The sequence below is a fragment of the Puerhibacterium puerhi genome, assembly GCF_009846865.1.
GTDB lineage: Bacteria > Actinomycetota > Actinomycetes > Actinomycetales > Cellulomonadaceae > Puerhibacterium > Puerhibacterium puerhi.
This window is the reverse complement of record NZ_WUWN01000028.1, coordinates 26,964-39,402: the sequence shown is the minus strand read 5'-3', so window position 1 is coordinate 39,402 and position 12,439 is coordinate 26,964. Positions and strand designations below refer to the sequence as shown.

Genomic DNA, 12,439 nt, shown 5'->3' with positions numbered 1-12,439 from the left:
GGGCGGGCGGGTGGGCGCGAGCGGGCGGGTGGGTCGGCGGCGCGAGCTGGCGGGGGCGCCTCAGTGGCGCGCGGCGGTGGCGGCCGAGCGGGCCGCGCGCGCGAGCCAGCGGCCGCCGCCGTGCGCGACGAGCAGCTCGATGCCGAAGGCGCCGGAGAGGTTCTCCGCGGTGAGCACGTCCTCGAGCGGGCCGGCGGCGTGGATGCGCCCGTGCGGGCCGAGCAGCAGCAGGTGCGTGAAGCCGGGCGGGATCTCCTCGACGTGGTGGGTCACGAGGATCAGCACCGGCGACGCCGGGTGGGCGGCGAGCTCGGACAGCGCCCCGACCAGCTCCTCGCGCCCCCCGAGGTCCAGCCCGGCGGCCGGCTCGTCGAGCAGCAGCAGCTCGGGGTCGGTCATCAGCGCGCGGGCGATCTGCACGCGCTTGCGCTCGCCCTCGGACAGCGTGCCGTACGTGCGGTCGGCCAGGTGGTCGACGTCGAACGCGGCGAGCAGGTCGGCGGCACGCTCGGCGTCGAGCTCCTCGTACTCCTCGCGCCAGCGCCCCGTCACCCCGTAGGCGGCGGTGAGCACCACGTCGCGCACCGTCTCCGAGCCGGGGATGCGCTCGGCCAGGGCGGCCGAGGCCAGGCCGATGCGGGGGCGCAGCTCGAACACGTCGACCTTGCCCAGCGTCGCGTCGAGGACCTGCGCGGTGCCCGACGTCGGGTGCATCCGCGCCCCGACGATCTGCATCAGCGTCGTCTTGCCGGCGCCGTTCGGGCCCAGGACCACCCAGCGCTCGCCCTCGTTCACCTGCCAGTCCACCGAGTCGAGGATCGTGGCGGTGCCGCGCCGGACGGTGACGCCCTTCAGGTCGAGAACCGTGGTCATGCGGGCGACCTTACCGGAGCGACGTGCCGCTCCCGGGCCGCCGCCGGTACCCTGGCCGACGTGTCCGCCGACCCCGTCGCCCTGACCCGCAGCACGGTCCTCGCGCTGTGGCTGCAGGCCGTGGGCGCAGCCCCGGGCGTCGCCGTCCGCTCCGTGCAGGACGACGACGAGCCGCACACCGTGACGGGCCTGCCCGGCTTCGGCGACGACGCCGCCGGCCTCAAGGACCTGGTCGCGACGTGGTCGTCGGGGCCGCGCGAGGTCTGCGCCGTCCTGCCCGCGCCCGGCGACCCGGCGGGCGTGCCGGCCGCCGCGTCGCACGACGCCACGGAGGCCGGCGAGTGCGTGCTCGTCGCCACCCCCGCCGGCGCGTGGGCGGCGGTCCCGCGGATCACCGCGTTCGGCAGCGCGCTCGAGACCGGCCACCTCGTCGAGTGGCAGGTCGTGCCCGTGCCGCCGTGGTCGACGGCGGTGGCCGGCGCCCTCGGCTCGCTCGCCGACGCCGAGCGGGAGCTGCGCACGTCCCTGATCACGGCCACCGAGGCGCTGGACTCGCTCGACGTCGCCCGCTGGCGCGACGACGCCGCCGACGCCATCGAGGCCGTCCGCCGGTCCTCGACCTCCTCCTGGCCGGTGCCGCCGCTGGACGGGCGCCGCGCCCGGGTGCTGCAGCTCGCCTCGCGCCTGCTGGCCATCGTCGACCTCGCGACCGCCGACGACGGCGGCGCCGTCAACCTGTGGCAGGCCGACCAGCGGTCGACGGCGCTGCGGGAGGTGGCGCGCACGGCGCGGCACGCGCTGGGCGCGGCCTCGTACGCGCGCGTCGACGGCTGAGCCGGCGCCCGTCCGGGAGCCCGGCCAGACCTCCGAACAGGCCTCCGCTCAGGCCCGGTCAGGCCCCCTCGAGCACCCGGCGGTAGACCTCCATCGTGCGCTCGGCGATCGCCGCCCAGGCGAAGTGCTCCTCGGCCCGCCGGCGCCCCGCGGCGCCCATCTCCGCGGCACGGGCCGGGTCGGCGAGCACGTCCAGCAGCGCCTGGCCGAGGTCGGCCACGAACCGGTCCGGGTCCAGCGGGGTGCCGGTGCCGTCGTCGGCCTGCTCGATCGGCACGAGCGCGCCGGTCACGCCGTCGTCGACCACCTCCGGGATGCCGCCGGTCGCGGTGCCCACCACGGGCAGCCCCACGGCCATCGCCTCGAGGTTGACGATGCCGAGCGGCTCGTAGACCGACGGGCACACGAACACCGTGCTCGCCGCGAGCACCGCGATCAGGTCCGGCCGCGGCAGCATCTCCTCGATCCACACCACGCCGGCGTCGTCGCCGTCGCCACCGCCGCGCGCGGCGCGCAGCCCGGCGACGAGCTCCTTGACCTCCGCGAGGATCTCCGGGGTGTCGGGCGCGCCGGCGCACAGCACGAGCTGCACCTCGCGCGGCAGCACCTCGGCCGCGCGCAGCAGGTACGGCAGGCCCTTCTGCCGGGTGATCCGCCCGACGAACACCACCGCGGGCCGCTGCGGGTCCACCCCGAGCCGGCGCACCGTCGCCTCGGCGTCGGCGTCGCCCGCGGGCGGGCGCACCCAGCCGGCCAGGTCGATGCCGTTGTGCACCACGTGCACCCGCTCGGGGTCGAGCTGCGGGTACACGCGCAGGATGTCCGCGCGCATCCCCGCGGAGACGGCGATGATGCCCGCCGCCCCGAGGTAGGCGGTGCGCTCGGCCCAGCTGGACACGGCGTACCCGCCGCCGAGCTGCTCGGCCTTCCACGGCCGCAGCGGCTCGAGGGAGTGCGCCGAGACGACGTGCGGGATCCCGTGCAGCAGGCCGCCGAGGTGGCCGGCCAGGTTGGCGTACCAGGTGTGCGAGTGCACCAGGTCGGCCCCGGCGACGTCCTCGGCCATCTGCAGGTCGACGCCGAGCGTCGCCAGGGCCGGGTTGGCGCCCGCGAGCGCGTCGGGCACCTCGTACCCGGTGACGCCCGCGGCGACGTCGTCGGCCTGCCGCGGCCCGTCGAAGCAGCGCACGCGCACGTCGGCGAGGGGACGCAGGACCGCCGAGAGCTCGGCGACGTGCACGCCGGCACCGCCGTACACGTGCGGCGGGTACTCGCGGGTCAGCAGGTCCACGCGCAGTCGACTGTTCACGGGCCCACGCTAGCGACGCTCGGGCGTCCCCGCGGGTCGGGCGCCCACGGCGCGCCGCCGGGCCGACCGGCGGAAGCCGGGCGCTGGCCCTATCGTCGGTCCCATGGCGTCCAACCCACGCGTGCTCGCGATCGTCCTTGCCGGTGGCGAGGGCAAGAGGCTGATGCCGCTGACTGCCCAGCGGGCCAAGCCGGCGGTGCCGTTCGGCGGGATCTACCGCCTCATCGACTTCGCGCTCTCCAACGTGATCAACTCGCGCTACCTGCGCGTCGTCGTGCTCACCCAGTACAAGTCGCACTCCCTGGACCGGCACATCTCCAAGACCTGGCGGATGTCCCCGCTCCTGGGGAACTACGTCTCCACCGTCCCGGCGCAGCAGCGCGTCGGGAAGCACTGGTATCTCGGCAGCGCCGACGCGATCTACCAGTGCCTCAACATCATCGACGACGAGCGCCCCGACATCGTGGTCGTGGTCGGCGCCGACCACGTCTACCGCATGGACTTCTCGCAGATGGTGGACGCCCACGTCGAGTCCGGCGCCCGGGCCTCCGTGGCGGCGATCCGCCAGCCCATCGCCCTGGCCGACCAGTTCGGCGTCATCGACGTCGACCCGGCGGACCCGACCCGCATCCGCGACTTCCTCGAGAAGCCGACGAACCCCGTCGGCCTGCCGGACTCCCCGCAGGAGGTCCTGGCGTCGATGGGCAACTACGTCTTCGACGCGGACGCCCTCGTCGAGGCCGTCACCAAGGACGCCGCGAACCCGGACTCCCGGCACGACATGGGCGGCGACATCGTCCCCGCCTTCGTCGCCGAGGGCACCGCCGGCGTCTACGACTTCATCCGCAACGACGTGCCCGGCTCCACCGACCGGGACCGGGACTACTGGCGCGACGTCGGCACCATCGACGCGTTCTTCGAGGCCAACAAGGACCTCATGGCGATCCAGCCGGTGTTCAACCTCTACAACGACGAGTGGCCCCTGTACACGGGCTACACCGGCCTGCCGCCGGCGAAGTTCGTGCACGCCGGCCCCGGGCGCCTCGGCCACGCGGCAGACTCGATCGTCTCGCCTGGTGTGCTCGTCTCCGGCGCGACCGTCGCAGGGTCCATCCTGTCCCCGGGCGTGCACCTGCACTCGTGGGCCACGGTCACCGACGCCGTCCTGTTCGACGACGTCCAGGTGCACCGGCACGCCCAGATCCACCACGCGATCCTCGACAAGAACGTCGTCGTGGGCGAGCGGGCCAGGGTGGGCGTCGACCACGAGGAGGACCTGGCCCGCGGGTTCACCGTCACCGAGTCGGGGATCACCGTCGTCCCGAAGGGAACGGTCGTTGCCTGACAGCACCACCCCCAGCACCACCCGGTCCGACGCCGGTCACGACGACGCCGCGCACCCCGCCCCCCGGGCCGGGCGCCGCCGCCTCGTCGTGACGGACGTCGACTCCACGTTCATCCAGCAGGAGGTCGTCGAGCTCCTGGCCGAGCACGCCGGCACGCGCGAGCGCGTCGCCGAGATCACCGAGCGCGCCATGCGCGGCGAGCTGGACTTCGCCGCGTCGCTGCGCGAGCGCGTGGCGACGCTCGCCGGCCTGCCGGTCAGCGTCTTCGCGGCGGTGCGCGACGCCGTCGTGCTGACGCCCGGCGCCGCCGAGCTCGTCGCCGGGTGCCAGGCCCGCGGCTGGGCGTTCGGCCTGGTCTCCGGCGGCTTCGCCGAGATCGTCGAGCCGCTCGCCGCCTCGCTGGGCATCAGCCGCGTGCACGCCAACCGCCTCGAGGTGGCCGACGGCGTGCTGACCGGGCGCACCCTGGGGCCCGTGGTCGACCGCACGGTCAAGGCCACGACCCTGCGCGCCTGGGCCGAGGCCGAGGGGGTGCCGCTCGCCGACACCGTCGCGGTGGGCGACGGCGCGAACGACCTCGAGATGATCGCGGCCGCCGGGGTCGGCATCGCGTTCCGCGCCAAGCCGGTGGTGCGGGCCCGGGCGCCGTGGGCGCTCGACGGCCGCCTCGACGAGGTGCTCGACGTCGTCGAGCAGGCCGAGGCCGCGCGCGTCTGACGGCGCGGGACCCGGCGCGCCCGGCCTACAACGTCGGCGGGGCCCGGCGTCCGGCGGGCTCAGCGTCCGGCGAGCACCGCGTCGACGGTGGTCACCTCGACGAGCGGCGCGTACAGCCGCATCGCGTCGAGGGCCCGCGCGTGGTCGGCGTCGCTCGCCCCGGCGCAGGCGTCCTCGACCACCAGCACCCGCCGTCCGGCGTCGGCCGCCGCGAGCGCCGTCGACAGCACGCAGCAGTCGGTGGAGACGCCGGCGAGCACGAGCTCGGGCGCCGCGCCGGTGGCCGCGTCCAGCTCCGCTCCCCACTTGCCGAACGTGGTCGCCGTGACCGTCGGTGCGCCGGCGGCGGCGTCGGCCAGCTCGTCGACGACCGCGTACAGCGGGTCGTCCGGCGGCACGAGCGCGAACGGCCAGGCCTCGAAGTAGGGCCGCCAGGCGCCCTGGGGCCGCTCGGGCGCGACGTACCGGGTAAAGACCGTCCGGCCCGCGAAGGCCGGCAGCAGGCGCCGGACGCCGGCCAGCGCCGTCGCCCAGCCGGGCGCGGCCCACGGGCTGGGCGGGTGGGCGAACACGTTCTGCAGGTCGATCAGCACCAGCGCCGCGCCGGGGCCGGGGACGGCGGCGGCCCCGCCGGCCGGGGTGCTCACCGGCCCTCCTGGCGGCGCACGGCGCCCGCGGTGAGCGCCAGCGTGCCGGCGAACCCGACCACGAGGGACACCAGCACGCCGAGGTTCGCGAACGCCCAGCTGCCCTCGGTGCCGCCGAGCGGGCCGAGCAGGTACCCCTGCCACCCGAGCCAGGGCGCGGAGGTGTTGGTCACCAGGCCCCAGCCCAGCACCGTGCCGACCACGACGAGCACGACGGCGCTCCACCGCACGGAGCCGTAGCGCCCGCGCGCGTCGTACAGCTCGGCCTCGGCGTAGTCGCGGCGGCGCAGCAGGATGTCGGCCAGCAGCACCCCGCACCAGGCGGCGACCGGCACGCCGAGGGTGATGAGGAAGCCCTGGAACGGGCCGATGAACGAGTCGGCGACGAACACGATGTAGATCGCGCCGAGCACCATGAGCACGCCGTCGATCAGCGCGGCGGCCCAGCGGGGGGCCGGCAGCCCGAGCGACAGCAGGGCCAGGCCCGAGGAGTAGATGTCCAGCGCCGCTCCCCCGACCAGACCGGCGAGCGCGACGAGCGCGAACGGCAGCAGGAACCACGTGGGCAGCAGCGTGGACAGCGCCCCGACGGGGTCGGCGCCGATGGCCTCGTTCAGCTGGGCGTCGGAGCCGGCCAGCAGCAGGCCGAAGACCAGCAGCACGACCGGCGCGAGCGAGGCGCCGAACGTCGTCCATCCGACGATGCCGCGGCCCGAGGAGGCCCGCGGCAGGTAGCGGGAGTAGTCGGCGGCCATGTTGACCCAGCCCAGGCCGAACCCGGTCATCATGAACACCAGCCCGCCGATCACCTGCGGCGTCCCGCCGCCGGAGATCGCCGCGACGGCGGACCAGTCGACGTGGTCGACCACGAGAAGCACGTAGACCACCGTGAGCACGCCGGTCAGCACGGTGATCAGCACCTGCAGCCGCATCACGAGGTCGAAGCCGAACACGCCGGCGGCGACGACTACGGCCGCCACGACGACGAGCGTGACCACCTGGGTCACGGTGCCGCCGCCCCAGCCGAGCTCGCCGAGCACCGTGGCGGTGGCCAGCGTGGCCAACGAGACGAGCACGGTCTCCCAGCCGACCGTGAGGACCCAGGACAGCACGGACGGCAGGGCGTTGCCGCGCACGCCGAACGCGGCGCGGGACAGCACCATCGTCGGCGCGGAGCCGCGCCGGCCGGCCAGCGAGATGAACCCGCAGAACAGGAACGACACGACGATGCCGACGACCCCGACCACGACCGCCTGCCAGAACGAGACGGCGAAGCCGAGCAGGTAGGAGCCGTAGCCGAGGCCGAGCACGGAGACGTTGGCGCCGAACCACGGCCAGAAGAGGCTGCGGGGCCGGCCTCTGCGCTCGGACTCGTCGATCGTGTTGAGCGCGTTGAGCTCGACGGCGAGCCCCGCCGCCGGCGGCGCGTCGGGCACGGCGGCGGCCGGTGCCCCGGGGCCCTGGGGCCCGTTCACGGTGGACATGAGCGGGATCCTGCCAGAGCAGGGGCCGCACGTCAGCACCCTGGACGGGTGCGCCTCAGTCCCCGGGCCGGGACACCTCGGCGAGCCGCGCCCCGCCGCGGCCCCAGTCCGCCCACTCGGCGTCCGACTCCAGCAGCGACCAGGTGGCGGTCGGCACGCCGACGCGCACCTGCGCCAGCGCGGCGTCGTCGGACCCCGGACCGGCCAGGTGCGCCGCCGTCGCGGCCATCGTGGGCTCGTGCCCGACGACGAGGACCGTGCCGACCTGCGGGTCGAGCCCGCGCACCAGCGCGAGCACGTCGGCCACGGACGCCTCGTAGATCTCCGGGCGCAGCCGCAGCAGGACGCGCGAGGGGTCGGGCAGGCGGGACGACAGCAGCTCCCACGTCTGGCGGGTGCGCAGCGCCGTCGAGACGAGCGCGACGTCCGGCACCAGGGCGGCCGCCGAGAAGGCCTTGCCGACCGCGCCGGCCTGGCTGCGCCCGCGCAGCGCCAGGGGGCGCATGTCGTCGGGGACCTCGCCCCGGGCGGGCTCGGCCTTGGCGTGCCGCAGCAGCACGAGCCGTCGTGCGGTCATCGTCTCCCTCGAAGCCGGACGTCGCAGGGGTGGGGCTTACTGCCCCATCGCGTGCACGCCGCCGTCGACGTGCACGATCTCGCCGGTGGTGGCCGGGAACCAGTCGGACAGCAGGGCGCAGACGGCGCGGGCGGCCGGCTCGGCGGTGGTCTGGTCCCAGCCCAGGGGCGCCCGGCGCGGCCAGGCGTCCTCCATCGTCTCGAAGCCGGGGATCGACTTGGCAGCGGTGGTGCGGATCGGGCCGGCGGAGACCAGGTTGGCGCGGATGCCGTCCGGGCCCAGGTCGCGGGCCAGGTACCGGTTGGCCGACTCGAGGCCGGCCTTCGCCACGCCCATCCAGTCGTAGACCGGCCAGGCGAACTGCGCGTCGAAGGTCAGGCCGACGACGGCGCCGCCGTTCGTCATCAGCGGCTTGGCGGCCACGGCCAGCGACTTGTACGAGAACGTCGAGACCTGCAGGGCCGTGGCGACGTCCTCCCAGGTGCCCGAGAGGAAGTTGCCGCCCATCACGGACTGCGGGGCGAAGCCGATGGAGTGCACCACGCCGTCGAGGTGGTCGACGTGCTCGCGCACGGCGTCGGCGAGGTTCGCGAGGTCGTCGGCGTCGGTGACGTCGAGCTGGACCACCGGAGCCTCGACGGGCAGCCGCTTGGCGAACGCCTGCGTGAGCTTCATCTGGCGGCCGAACGACGAGAGCACGACCTCGGCGCCCTCCTCCTGGGCGAGGCGCGCCGCGTGGAACGCGATCGAGCTGTCGGTCAGCACCCCGGTGACGAGGAGCTTCTTGCCGTCGAGCAGACCCATGATGACCTTTCGGTGAACGTGTGCAGAAGGGAGCGTAGCGGCACGACGAGGCGGTGACGTGCCGCGGGAGGGGGGACGGGGCGCCCGCGGGCGTCAGTGGCCCATGCCGAGGCCGCCGTCGACGGGGATCACGGCGCCGCTGACGTACGCCGCGGCGTCGGAGGCGAGGAACTGGACCACGCCGGCGACCTCGTCGGTCGAGGCGAACCGGCCCGCCGGGATCGCCGTCCTGTACTGCGCCTGGGTGTCCTCGGGCAGCGCGGCCGTCATGTCGGTCTCGACGTAGCCGGGGGCCACGACGTTCGCGGTGATGCCGCGGCCGCCGAGCTCGCGGGTGATCGAGCGGGCCATGCCCACCAGGGCGGCCTTCGACGACGAGTAGTTGACCTGCCCCGGGCCGCCGTACAGGCCGACGACCGAGCCGACCAGCACGATCCGGCCGCGGCGCAGCCGGATCATGCCCTTCGAGGCGCGGCGCACGCAGCGGAACGTGCCGGTGAGGTTGACGTCGAGCACGGCGGTGAAATCGTCGTCGGACATGCGCATGAGCAGCCCGTCGCGCGTCACGCCGGCGTTGGCGACCAGCACCTCGACCGGGCCGAGCTCCTTCTCGATCGCCGTGAACGCCGCGTCCACCGCGGCGGTGTCGGTGACGTCGGCCACGTAGCCGTGCACGCCCTGCGGCAGGTCCCCGCCGCGGTAGAGGGTCGCCACGGTGTCGCCGGCGGCGACGAACCGCTCGGCGATCGCGCGGCCGATGCCGCGCGCGGCTCCGGTGACGACGACGACGCGGCCGCCGTCCTGCCCCTGCGGGACGGGCTGGGGGGTGGCCTGCGGGCTCGGTGCGGTCACGGGGGTCCTCTCCTCGGCGGCGCGCGGGCCCTCCCGTCGGGGCAGGTCCGCGCTCTGGTCCGGTGGTGACGGTACCGGCGCCCCCGGACGCCGGGTGCGCACGGCGCTGACCGCATCGCGCCGCGGACTTGTCGGTTTCCTACAACGTTCGCCGGCGCCCCGGCCCGCGCCGCCAGGGTGCTGCGAGGCGCGGCGCCCCGCCTAGACTGGGTGAGTGAGCAGCACCCGCGCGACGTCGTCGCGCTCCGGGCACGGCGACAGGCCTGACCACGAGGTGCAGTCCATCACGAGCGCACCCCAGGGCCTGTCGGAGGACCAGTCGCGCCGCACGCGCCGGTACCTGATCCAGATGGGCATCCGCGTCGTGTGCTTCGCGGGCGCGGTCTTCATCGACGTCACCTGGCTGCGGATCGTCCTGATCATCGGCGCGGTCGTGATCCCCTACGTCGCCGTGCTGCTGGCCAACGCCGGGCGCGACCGCAGCTCGCGGGAGGTCCCGGTCGTGCCGCCGCCGCAGCCGCACGCCCTGCCGGCGACACCGACGTCGGAGGAGCCGCCGGGCGAGCACCACCCCGTCATCGAGCACGTCCCCGACCCCGAGGACGCCGACCCCACGAGCGGGGACGGCGGCTCGGCGGGACGTCCGGACGCCACCCCCGACCGCGAGGAGAACCGGTGATCGACCTGCTGCGCCCCGACCCGGTGGCCGAGGGCGAGCTGCTGTGCTCGGCCAAGGGCTGCCGCGAGAGCGCCGCATGGGGCCTGCTGTGGAACAACCCGCGCCTGCACACGCCCGCGCGGCGCAAGGTGTGGCTCGCGTGCGACGCCCACCGCGACCACCTCGAGGGCTTCCTGTCGAGCCGGGGGTTCTGGAAGCAGACCGTGCCCACGGACGAGCTCGACCGCTTCGACCCGGACGCGCGCCCGTGACGGCCGCTCCCCCGGTCCCCGCCACCGCCCGCTCGCAGCGCACCCGCCGTCAGTGGGTCACGCTCGGCCTCGGCGCCGTCGCGCTCGCCGCGCTGTGCGTGCTCGCCGCCGTGTGGCAGTGGCACCGGTACACCGACCGGATGGCGCAGATCCACCTGGTCGAGTCCAACTACTCCGCGCCCGCGGTGCCCGCCGAGCAGGTCCTGCCCGCCCCCGGCGTGACGCTGCCCGCCGACGACGAGTGGCGCCCGGCGACGCTGACGGGGCAGTACGTCCCCGAGGCGACCGTCCTGCTGCGCAACCGGCCGGTGAACAGCACGCCGGGCTTCCACGTGCTGGTGCCCTTCGAGGCCGACGACGGCACCGTGCTCGTGGTGGACCGCGGGTTCGTGCCGCTCGGGGAGGACGCCAGCAGCCCCGACGCCGTGCCCGCGCCGCCCGACGGGCGCGTGACGGTCGTCGTCACGCTGCGCCCGGACGAGCCGGCGTCGGGCCGTGGCGCGCCACCCGGTCAGGTGCAGGCGATCGACACCCGCCAGGTGCTCGCCGCCGGCCCGGGGGGCGCGGGCTGGGCCGACGGCCGGACGGTCGGCGCGTACGGCCAGCTGCGCAGCGAGGACCCGGCGTCGGCGCAGGCGCTGGTCCCGCTGCCGCCGCCGGACACCGACCCCGGGTCGCACCTGTCCTACACGTTCCAGTGGTGCGTCTTCGCCCTCGGAGCCGTCTCCGGCTACGTGCTGCTGTGGCGGCGCGAGACCCGTGGGAGCACCGTGACGGCCGGCGACCTGCTGCTCGCGGAGGCCGAGGCGGCCGGGGACCCCGGGACCGGCGGGTCGGCGGTGCGCGCGCGGCGCCCGGAGCGCCGCCGGCGCCCCACCGACGAGGAGCTCGAGGACGCCCTGCTGGACGACGGCCGCGACTGACCCCTCTCGTACGTGGGCGGTCAGAGGGTGGCGGCCTCCAGGGTGTTGCAGTCGGCCAGGGTGCCGCCCTCGTAGCCGGTCGTGAACCAGCGCACCCGCTGCTCGGACGTGCCGTGCGTGAACCCCTCCGGGTCGATCTGCCCGGTCGCCTGCCGCTGGATGTGGTCGTCGCCGACGGCGGCCGCGGCGTCGAGGGCGTCGCGCAGCTCCTCGTCGGTGATCGGCCGCAGGAACGGCACCCCGGTGTCCGGGTCGACCGTCCGGGCGGCGTCGCCGGCCCACATGCCGGCGAGGCAGTCGGCCATGAGCTCGATCCGCACGGAGCCCGACTCCGGGCCGCTGCCGCTGCGGTCGGCGGCGTCCATCGCGCCGATGAGGTTCTCGATGTGGTGGCCCACCTCGTGCGCCACCACGTACTCCTCGGCGAGCGCGCCGTCGCTCGCGCCGAACTGCTGCTGCAGCAGGTCGTAGAACGACAGGTCGATGTAGACGGTCTGGTCGGGCGGGCAGTAGAAGGGTCCGGTGCTCGACGACGCCGCACCGCACGCCGTCGTCGTCGAGCCGGAGAAGCTCTCGACCGGCGGCTGGGTGTACTCGACCCTCGCCTGCTGCGGCAGCACGCCCGCCCAGTAGGCGTCGAGCGACTGCACCGTGGCGTTCAGCCGGCACTCGCGGTCGCTGTTCGCCTGCTGCGCGGAGCACTCGCCGACGAACTGCTCCTGGCCCGTCCCCTGCTGCTGGCCACCGGTCAGCTGGTCGGCGAGCTGGCCGAGGTCGCCGCCGTTGCCGCCGAGGAGCACCGCGACCAGCGCGACCAGGACCGCGCCGATGCCGCCGCCGGCGATGAGCCCGCCGCGCCGGCCGCCGCCGCCCTTGCGGACCCGGCCGCCCTCGAACTGTCCACCGTCCTGGAACGTCACGTGTCGCAACGTACCCACGGCGCGCGCCGCTCGCCGGTGCAGCACCGGCGCGACCGGGCGGCCCCGCCGCGCGACGCGGCGCACGATCGCCCGGCGTGACGAAAAGCGCTCCCGCCGGCGCCGCGGGCGGCCGTTAGACTCGACAGGCCGCCCGCTCGCCCGTCCGGGGCACGAGCGCGCCCGCCGCGGGACCCGCGGCCGCCCGTCCCGACCCTGAGGATTC

Annotated in this window: 14 protein-coding genes; 6 read left to right on the top strand and 8 right to left on the bottom strand. The window is 75.4% G+C overall.

Annotation, left to right across the window (positions count from 1 at the left end; all coding sequences use genetic code 11):
* Positions 1-60: 60 nt before the first annotated feature.
* Entirely contained in the window at positions 61-873 is an 813-nt protein-coding gene (locus GSF02_RS13790; RefSeq protein ID WP_159797467.1) for an ABC transporter ATP-binding protein, read from the bottom strand.
* A gap of 60 nt (positions 874-933) precedes the next feature.
* Here GSF02_RS13790 and GSF02_RS13785 point away from each other — a divergent pair, with 60 nt between their 5' ends.
* Entirely contained in the window at positions 934-1,707 is a 774-nt protein-coding gene (locus GSF02_RS13785) for a hypothetical protein (protein ID WP_159797465.1), read from the top strand.
* A 58-nt stretch (positions 1,708-1,765) separates the two neighbouring features.
* Here GSF02_RS13785 and glgA read toward each other — a convergent pair whose 3' ends face one another.
* Positions 1,766-3,004, bottom strand: a complete 1,239-nt coding sequence (gene glgA / locus GSF02_RS13780) for a glycogen synthase (RefSeq protein ID WP_159797478.1) — start codon at positions 3,002-3,004, stop codon at positions 1,766-1,768.
* A gap of 115 nt (positions 3,005-3,119) precedes the next feature.
* Here glgA and glgC point away from each other — a divergent pair, with 115 nt between their 5' ends.
* Together glgC and serB are read left to right on the top strand one after the other, a co-directional pair.
* On the top strand, positions 3,120-4,361 hold the full coding sequence (gene glgC, locus GSF02_RS13775) for a glucose-1-phosphate adenylyltransferase (RefSeq protein ID WP_159797464.1): 1,242 nt from the start codon (positions 3,120-3,122) through the stop codon (positions 4,359-4,361).
* Positions 4,354-5,079, top strand: coding sequence for a phosphoserine phosphatase SerB (serB, locus tag GSF02_RS13770; protein ID WP_159797462.1), 726 nt, complete (start codon positions 4,354-4,356; stop codon positions 5,077-5,079). Before glgC ends, serB begins: the two co-directional genes overlap by 8 nt.
* A gap of 59 nt (positions 5,080-5,138) precedes the next feature.
* Here the strand turns inward: serB and GSF02_RS13765 are convergent, their stop codons facing one another.
* The 5 genes from GSF02_RS13765 to fabG form a co-directional block, all read right to left on the bottom strand.
* Entirely contained in the window at positions 5,139-5,726 is a 588-nt protein-coding gene (locus GSF02_RS13765; protein ID WP_235915573.1) for a cysteine hydrolase family protein, read from the bottom strand.
* Positions 5,723-7,210 (bottom strand): purine-cytosine permease family protein, encoded by a 1,488-nt coding sequence (locus GSF02_RS13760; protein WP_159797460.1) that lies wholly within the window; start codon positions 7,208-7,210, stop codon positions 5,723-5,725. Before GSF02_RS13760 ends, GSF02_RS13765 begins: the two co-directional genes overlap by 4 nt.
* A 55-nt stretch (positions 7,211-7,265) precedes the next feature.
* A complete protein-coding gene (locus GSF02_RS13755) occupies positions 7,266-7,787 on the bottom strand; it encodes a SixA phosphatase family protein (protein ID WP_159797458.1) in 522 nt (173 codons plus the stop codon).
* A gap of 36 nt (positions 7,788-7,823) precedes the next feature.
* Positions 7,824-8,591 carry an enoyl-ACP reductase FabI gene (gene fabI, locus GSF02_RS13750; RefSeq protein WP_159797456.1) on the bottom strand — a complete coding sequence of 256 codons (768 nt, stop codon included), beginning with the start codon at positions 8,589-8,591 and terminating at the stop codon, positions 7,824-7,826.
* Between the two features lie 93 nt (positions 8,592-8,684).
* Positions 8,685-9,443: a 3-oxoacyl-ACP reductase FabG gene (gene fabG, locus GSF02_RS13745; RefSeq protein WP_159797454.1), complete on the bottom strand. Its 759-nt coding sequence runs from the start codon at positions 9,441-9,443 to the stop codon at positions 8,685-8,687.
* Between the two features lie 214 nt (positions 9,444-9,657).
* Between fabG and GSF02_RS13740 the strand changes: the two genes are divergently transcribed.
* Genes GSF02_RS13740 through GSF02_RS13730 form a run of 3 tightly spaced genes read left to right on the top strand, consistent with a single transcriptional unit; the run spans position 9,658 to position 11,296 of the window.
* On the top strand, positions 9,658-10,122 hold the full coding sequence (locus GSF02_RS13740) for a DUF3099 domain-containing protein (protein ID WP_235915572.1): 465 nt from the start codon (positions 9,658-9,660) through the stop codon (positions 10,120-10,122).
* The gene (locus tag GSF02_RS13735; protein ID WP_159797452.1) at positions 10,119-10,373 is read left to right on the top strand and encodes a hypothetical protein; all 255 of its coding nucleotides are present in this window, start codon (positions 10,119-10,121) and stop codon (positions 10,371-10,373) included. The genes GSF02_RS13740 and GSF02_RS13735 overlap by 4 nt, the downstream gene beginning before the upstream one ends.
* Entirely contained in the window at positions 10,370-11,296 is a 927-nt protein-coding gene (locus GSF02_RS13730) for an SURF1 family cytochrome oxidase biogenesis protein (protein ID WP_159797450.1), read from the top strand. The genes GSF02_RS13735 and GSF02_RS13730 overlap by 4 nt, the downstream gene beginning before the upstream one ends.
* Before the next feature lie 20 nt (positions 11,297-11,316).
* Here GSF02_RS13730 and ypfJ read toward each other — a convergent pair whose 3' ends face one another.
* On the bottom strand, positions 11,317-12,216 hold the full coding sequence (gene ypfJ, locus GSF02_RS13725; RefSeq protein WP_159797448.1) for a KPN_02809 family neutral zinc metallopeptidase: 900 nt from the start codon (positions 12,214-12,216) through the stop codon (positions 11,317-11,319).
* Positions 12,217-12,439 lie beyond the last annotated feature (223 nt).

Bases quoted from the DNA above. Each gene is read 5' to 3' on its own strand.
- GSF02_RS13760 (WP_159797460.1), bottom strand. From the start codon at position 7,210: ATGTCCACCGTGAACGGGCCCCAGGGCCCCGGGGCACCGGCCGCCGCC.
- glgC (WP_159797464.1), top strand. From the start codon at position 3,120: ATGGCGTCCAACCCACGCGTGCTCGCGATCGTCCTTGCCGGTGGCGAG.
- GSF02_RS13790 (WP_159797467.1), bottom strand. From the start codon at position 873: ATGACCACGGTTCTCGACCTGAAGGGCGTCACCGTCCGGCGCGGCACC.
- GSF02_RS13755 (WP_159797458.1), bottom strand. From the start codon at position 7,787: ATGACCGCACGACGGCTCGTGCTGCTGCGGCACGCCAAGGCCGAGCCC.
- fabI (WP_159797456.1), bottom strand. From the start codon at position 8,591: ATGGGTCTGCTCGACGGCAAGAAGCTCCTCGTCACCGGGGTGCTGACC.